The sequence below is a fragment of the Pseudofrancisella aestuarii genome, from assembly GCF_003574475.2.
Lineage (GTDB): Bacteria > Pseudomonadota > Gammaproteobacteria > Francisellales > Francisellaceae > Francisella > Francisella aestuarii.
This window is the reverse complement of sequence record NZ_QLIS02000002.1, coordinates 568,495-575,809: the sequence shown is the minus strand read 5'-3', so window position 1 is coordinate 575,809 and position 7,315 is coordinate 568,495. Positions and strand designations below refer to the sequence as shown.

Below are 7,315 nucleotides of genomic sequence, written 5' to 3'. Positions count from 1 at the left end.
TTTAAATATCCAGCCCCTCAGGACCTTCCAACTAACATCATCCGTCAGCCGGTGAAAACATATAATACGCCCTCAATTAACCTTTTGCAATATCTTTTTTATCTTTTTTTAGTTTTTTTTATTTTTAAAAATTTTATATTTATTATTTAAATAAAAATCAACTCTCAGAAAAACTATCAGTAGCTTTTACTAAAGCTTCAACAATACCTGGCTCACTAATAGAGTGGCCTGCATCTGGTATAATTTCTAATTTTGCCGTTGGCCATGCTTTATGCAAATCCCAAGCACTTGCCGCTGGACAAACTATATCATAACGCCCTTGTACAATTACACCAGGGGTATTCTTAATCTTATAAGCATCTTTAAGTAGCTGAGCTTCTTCAATAAATAACCCATTTTTAAAGAAATGACACTCAATTCGCGCAAAAGCCAAGCTAAACTTATCTTCTCCATATCTATCTATCGATTTTTTATCTATAAACAACTTACTAGTTGATGCTTCCCAAACACTCCAAGCTATAGCAGCCTCTTGCTTTAAATTTTCATTATTGCCAGTTAATATACTATGATAAGCCGATATAAAATCTTTTCTTTGCTCTACTGGTATAGGTTTTATATACTTTTCCCACATATCTGGAAAAACCTCACTTGCGCCGTGCTGATATAGCCAGTTGATTTCTTTTTTACGTCCCAAAAATATTCCTCTAAGAACAAGCTCAGTAACAACTTCTGGATAAGCTTGGGCATAAGCCAACCCCAAAGTACTACCCCACGAACCACCAAAAATCATCCACTTATGAATTTTTAGCTTATTACGAAGAAGCTCAAAATCTTCAATTAAATGCTGAGTTGTATTTTCTTTTAATTCAGCAAAAGGCGTGCTTTTACCACACCCTCTTTGATCAACTAAAATGATACGATACTTTTTTGGATTAAAATATTGCCTATAGCTAGGCTGAATACCACCACCTGGACCACCATGTATAAACAAAGCAGGCTTCCCATTTGGATTACCACACTCCTCAAAATAAATTGTGTGAATATCTGAAACTTTTAAAAACTGGCTATTATAAGGTTCAATCTGAGGATACAAAGGCATAACATACTTTCCTAGAATCACTTTAGTTAAAATGATATTAGCTTAAAAAATAGTTATTTAAAATAATTTCACTCACTTTATAAAACTATCAAACCTACTTATTGCTTTTTTTAGAACACTTAAATCATCAGCACAACTTATTCTTATATAATTCTCTAAGCCAAAATAGCTTCCTGGTGTTATAGCTAAAGCTTGATCTTTTAATAAAGCTAAGCAAAATTCTATATCGTTTTTGAATTTAGTTTTTTGTAACAACTTCTCTATTTTTGGAAAAAGATAAAATGTCCCCGAAGGCCTTACTATTTCGACATTGTCTAAATTATTTAAATAATCATAAACGTACATTACTCTTTCTTTATAAACATTTGTATATCTCTCTAAATATTTATTATCCAAAGATAAAGCTTCTATAGAAGCCATCTGAGATATTGAGCAAGCTCCACCAGTAGTTTGCGATTGTAGTTTTGTTATAGCATTTTTTAAGATCTCTGGAGCTATAACATAGCCAACTCTCCAACCAGCCATAGCATAACCCTTAGACATCCCACTTGCTATGATAAATCTATTAGATAAATCTGGAGCAATCTGCAATAAAGAAATAGCAGTATCATCAAATAAAGTTTGATCATATATTTCATCTGAAATAATCCATATATCTGGATACTTTCTAATCAGCTCTGCAAAAGAAGCTAGTGTTTGTTTTGTATATAAAACACCTGTTGGATTATTAGGGGAATTTAGAATAATAGCTTTTGTTTTAGATGTAATAGCTTTTTCAATTTCTTCAATATCTAACTGGAAATTGTTTTCGGCATGAGTTTTTACTATAACTGATTTTGCTCCAGCTAATTTTAATTGTTCTGGATAACACACCCAATACGGTGCGAAATATATAGCTTCATCTCCCTCATTAAAAATACATGTAAAAATATTATGTATACTTTGCTTAGTACCACTTGTTACACAAATCTGATTTTCATCAAAATTCAAACCATAATCTCTTTTATATCTTTTGGCTATAGCTTCTTTTAATTCAGGAATTCCATCTATTGGAGGATATTTAGTAACATTATTATCTATAGCTTTTTTAGCAGCTTCCTTGACACAATCAGGTGAGAAAAATCCTGGCTCTCCAATAGAGAGGGATACCACATCTCTTCCTTGCTGCTTTAACTCCGCTGCTAACTCAGACATTACAACTGTAGCTGATGCCTCAATACTATTTACTTTATCACTAATTTTTAGCATTACTTGACCTCATATTTTTTTATACTAACCAGCTAGATGCCTTTTTACTCTGCCTAACAGTTTGAAGTTGTCCTTTATAAAAAATCACCTCAGCTGGTAGGTTATGACACAAAAAGAAAGGCATACTCTCAGTAAAACCATATGCACCCGTTTGCTTAAATACTAAATAATCATTTAGCTTTATATCTTTTGGTAAACTTGCTAAACCAGCCTTGTCTAGGCTTGTACACAATGGACCATGAATCTGAAAATTTTCAATATCATTACAAAATTCTTTTCTAAGCAATTCTATAGGAAAACTTTCGCCCGTTAGCGCAGGCCTAACTAAATGTTGAGCACCACCATCAGTTACTAGTAAATTAATATTATTTACTGATTTCCTATCGATAACCTTAGTTACATAGGCTCCACTTTCTGCAACAGCATATCTACCAAGCTCTAACCAATACTCTATGTCAGGAAACTCTTTTTTAAGATTATTAAAGCAAAACATTAAATCATTGATTGATACCGCTTTTTGACTAGAGTTGTAAGGAACACCTATTCCACCACCTAAATCTATAATTTTTAAAGAAACATTGATAGCCTCACTTAAATCTAGCAAAGCCCTAGTTATTGTCTTCCATATTTGAGATAGTTTATCTAAGCAAAGAATATTTCCCCATTGAAAACAATGCATTCCAATTATAAACATATTATTAGAAATATCTGGAGCACTATCAAAAAAGTCTTTCCAATCATTTATTGATAATCCAAAAGGAGTTACGCAACCTCCCCCCCCAAGAACATTACTTTCTTGATCACTCCATACAAGCTGAACCCTTAAAAGAACTTCAACTTTTATATTCTTTCTTTCTACAAGGTCTGATAAATCTTTAAATTGATTTATGCTCTCGATTACAAAAATTCTAACACCTTGAGCTAGAAAATATTCTAATTGAGAATATGACTTAGCCGGCCCAGTATGTAAAATATTTTTAGGATTTACTCCTTGAGCTAAAACCTGATCCAATTCACCAATACTAGCAACATCAAAGCTTATTTTTTGCTCATCGAAAACTTTAATTATTCTAGATAATGGATTTGCTTTTAATGCATACCATAATTTAACTGGCAGTTTTTTCAACTCTTTAGCATGTGTCTCCAACATATCCAAATCATAATAAAAGAAAGGAGCATCACATTCTTTACAGATAATATCCAAATTATCTCTATGTGCTTCTATATTCATTAAACTACCTTAATATTTCCTCTAAAGTTAATGAAGCATCGCTCTTCTCATCTCTATATTTAATAATGATTGGGCAGTAAGCTTGAAGACCATTCTCCTGAGCCCAACTAGTTTTAATTGGCCTACTACCTGGAATGATTACTGCATTTTCTGGAATTTTTGAGCCTTTTGGTAAAACCTTATCATTCACAGCATCATAGACAGCTACGCCTTTTGATAAAACAACAGATGGCGCTATAACAGCACCTTTACCAACAACAATGCCTTCTACAATCACAGCACCTGCCCCAATGAACACATCATCTTCAATGACTACTGGATTCATACCTATTGGTTCTAAAACACCACCAATCTGAACTGCTGCTGATAAGTGTACATTCTTACCAATCTGAGCACATGATCCAACCAGAACATGACTATCAACCATAGTCCCAGAATCAACATATGCTCCTATATTAATATAAGCTGGTGGCATAATAATAACAGATGGTGCTACATAAGCTCCTGCTCTAACCGACGAACCTCCAGGCACTAGCCTAACTCCATCATCTACACTAAAGTTTCTGACTGGTAAATTATCTTTATCAATAAATCCCGAATAAGATCCCGAAAGTTCGACATTATTCCCAGCTTTAAAAGCTGCTAATATACCTTTTTTAACATCTTGATTTGCAATCCACTCACCATTTTCTAACTGTATCGCAGCTCTTAGTCTTCCTGCTTCTAATTCTTCAATAACATTTTTCCAATTCATTATAAACCTCTCTCCTCTTTCTATTTATATATGACTAAACCAATCTTTAACTAAACTATCCGCCCCTATTAATAGACTTAAATCCCTAAGCTCGTCAGCTAATAGTGGTGCTCTTAGAGTATTCGTAGTTATTACACTATTATGTGCTAGCCACACTTTAACAGGTATCGGATTTGCAACACTAAAACAAGATCTAGTTGCTGCTTGCCATACAGCTTTATCTTCAAGTGTTATTTCATGAGCTAGACTCTGTCTAACATACTCTTTTGTTTGCTCTGGCCAAACATTAGATATAACTGAAACAAGCCCTTTAACTCCTATATCAGCCAACTCTGGTAGCAAGCCATCCTCTCCACTATATATAACTAAATTTGGAGCCAACTCCTGGTAACGAGCACATCTTTGAATATCTCCAGAAGCCTCTTTTAACGCCCAAAGATTTGGATGATCTTTTAAGCTCGTTAAAACTTCTTCTGCTAAATTTACTCCTGTTCTTGAGGGAACATTGTAAAGCATACATGGCCTTTCGGCTCTATCTAGGACTGTCTTAAACCAACTAGTTTGGCTAGCTGATCCCGGTTTTGCATAAAGTGGAGTCACAACTAAAAAGCAATCAACTCTTTGCGTCTGACAAAACTCTATCCACTGAAGTTGTTTAGTCAGCTGAAAACCGCCAACTCCAACCATAACTGGAACATTAAGGTTTAAATTAGTTACAAATCTTACAACCTCGCATTGCTCATCAAAATCTAAAGCTAACGCTTCACCTGTACTGCCAAGTATTAAAATCCCACATCCTTGATACTCTTGGATTCTTAATAAGTTCTCAAAACTAACCCAATCAATAGATCCATCTTCAAACATTGGGGTAACTAATGCAGTGTATAATCTATTATTAATATCTATAGACATAATCTCTCTCCTACTAACTCATCAAAATAAACAAATCCTGTAATACCTCTTTGAAATACTTCTCTTGCTGCCCATATAGCTCCTTCAGCAAACAAGCTTCTGTCATGAGCAGTATGTTTAAATTCTATTGCTTCATGAGGTGTATTTACCTTAACTTGATGTTGTCCTTTTATGTCTCCCTCTCTAATAGACTCTATAGATACATCTCCTATATTTAACCAATTCTTCCAAGATACTGCCGTACCACTTGGAGTATCAATTTTTTGTACATGATGCTTTTCTGTAATTGAATAATCAGTATTTTCATGTAATTGATTTAACTGACCTAATGACTCCAAAATATTTCTCACAACCACCATAGACAAACTAAAATTATTAGCAACAACCCAAGTTTTCTGGTTTTGATTTATATAATTAATAAAATCCTGATCCCAGTTATAACCTGTTGTACCACAAATCACTGGAGTATTTGCCTCTAATAATATAGGCAAAAGCTCTTGTAATATTTTTGCATTAACAAAAACTATTGCCACATCCGCATTTTGTAGTGCTTCTACTGTTAATACATTTTTTGAATCATATATTCCCGATATTTCATCTTGTAGTAATAGACTTGCTACTGCAGATCCCGTTTTACCATTACCAACTATAGCCACTCTCATCTCTCTCTCCTCTAGCTGAAAAAACTACTGTAAACATTATTAACAACTTTTTGCGCATCTTTACTAGCGACAAGCATACATATACTATTCTCACTAGCACCATGACTAAAAAGCCTAATATTGTAGTCTTTAAGGCTACTAAAAAGCTCTCCGCTAACGCCATTTATTTGGTGTAAATTACTACCGACTACGCTAACTAAAGATAAATCATTTTCAACTTTAATATTCACATTACCTATAGACTCTAAATCTTTTAAAAGCTCTGGAGTTACTAAGTCATCACCCATAGAGTGACTACCTAGTTTATCTAAAGTAATTGCAACATTTACCTCACTAGTAGAAACCAGATCAACAGCAATATTATGGTTAGCCAAAATACTGAAAATCTTTACTAGAAAACCTTGGGAACCAAACATATTAAAGCTTTTTATCGTTAGTAAAGTTTGATCTTTTCTTTCAGCTACAGCTATGATGTTTCTGTTAGAATCCATTTTTTGTGTAATTAAAGTACCACCAAGCTCTGGCTGAAAAGTTGAACCAATATAAACATCAAAATTACTAGTCATGGCTGGCCAAAAGGTTTTAGGATGTACAACTTTAGCTCCAAAAGTAGCTAACTCTGCTGCCTCACTAAACCCTAGTGTCCCTAAAGAGCTTGCACTAGGTACAACCCTTGGGTCAGCTTGATATATACCAGTTACATCAGTATAAATTTTTAGCTGATTTGCTTTTATAGCTTGAGTATATAAAGCTGCAGAATAATCACCACACCCTCTACCTAAAGTTGTAGTGTTTCCATGAGCATCTGAACCAATAAATCCACCTAGTATACAAACATATCCTTGATCTATTTTAGGTGAGATATGCTCAATAGCATTATTTTCTAAAACTCCTAAATCTGGACTAGCACAACCGAAATTACTATTCGTTTTAAGGATCTTTCTTGAATCTAAATGATAAGCATTTATTCCATTTTGATTGAAAACATTAGCAACTAGAATAGAAGAAATCACCTCTCCAAAAGCTAAGATTGAATCTGACAACTGTTTACCACTAAAATAAGCAGTCATATTTGCAAACATTCTAAGTTCAGCAATCATATCACTTACAGAAGAAGTAACATCCTCTGAGTTAATAGACTGCAATATAGGATTAATTATAGACTCTATATGACCTATAATTTCATCTACTTTTGCCTTATCTCTACTGTTGTTTGCTAATTGAATTAATAGATTTGTAATGCCTGATTGAGCACTAACAACTACCAATTTTATTCTATTATCTGAATTAACTACATTCGCGCATTGTCTAATAGTTTCTTGATTTGCTACACTTGTGCCACCGAATTTGGCAACAATTGTTTCTGACATATAAGCTCTCCTCTCTAATAGCTACAATATCAGACGAGA

At 33.8% G+C, this 7,315-nt stretch carries 7 protein-coding genes; all 7 read right to left on the bottom strand.

Going from position 1 to position 7,315, the window contains the following annotated elements; translation table 11 throughout:
* Positions 1–157: 157 nt before the first annotated feature.
* Positions 158–1,099 (bottom strand): prolyl aminopeptidase, encoded by a 942-nt coding sequence (pip, locus tag DNK87_RS06860; protein ID WP_119330124.1) that lies wholly within the window; start codon positions 1,097–1,099, stop codon positions 158–160.
* 72 nt (positions 1,100–1,171) lie between these two features.
* On the bottom strand, positions 1,172–2,347 hold the full coding sequence (locus DNK87_RS06855) for a pyridoxal phosphate-dependent aminotransferase (protein WP_119330123.1): 1,176 nt from the start codon (positions 2,345–2,347) through the stop codon (positions 1,172–1,174).
* A gap of 19 nt (positions 2,348–2,366) precedes the next feature.
* A complete protein-coding gene (locus tag DNK87_RS06850; RefSeq protein WP_119330122.1) occupies positions 2,367–3,578 on the bottom strand; it encodes a PLP-dependent decarboxylase in 1,212 nt (403 codons plus the stop codon).
* Between the two features lie 4 nt (positions 3,579–3,582).
* Entirely contained in the window at positions 3,583–4,332 is a 750-nt protein-coding gene (locus DNK87_RS06845; RefSeq protein ID WP_119330121.1) for a 2,3,4,5-tetrahydropyridine-2,6-dicarboxylate N-succinyltransferase, read from the bottom strand.
* A 24-nt stretch (positions 4,333–4,356) separates the two neighbouring features.
* A complete protein-coding gene (gene dapA, locus DNK87_RS06840) occupies positions 4,357–5,244 on the bottom strand; it encodes a 4-hydroxy-tetrahydrodipicolinate synthase (protein ID WP_119330120.1) in 888 nt (295 codons plus the stop codon).
* On the bottom strand, positions 5,235–5,906 hold the full coding sequence (locus DNK87_RS06835; protein WP_119330119.1) for a 4-hydroxy-tetrahydrodipicolinate reductase: 672 nt from the start codon (positions 5,904–5,906) through the stop codon (positions 5,235–5,237). The genes dapA and DNK87_RS06835 overlap by 10 nt, the downstream gene beginning before the upstream one ends.
* Before the next feature lie 11 nt (positions 5,907–5,917).
* Positions 5,918–7,276, bottom strand: a complete 1,359-nt coding sequence (lysC, locus tag DNK87_RS06830; RefSeq protein ID WP_119330118.1) for a lysine-sensitive aspartokinase 3 — start codon at positions 7,274–7,276, stop codon at positions 5,918–5,920.
* Between the last annotated feature and the right edge of the window lie 39 nt (positions 7,277–7,315).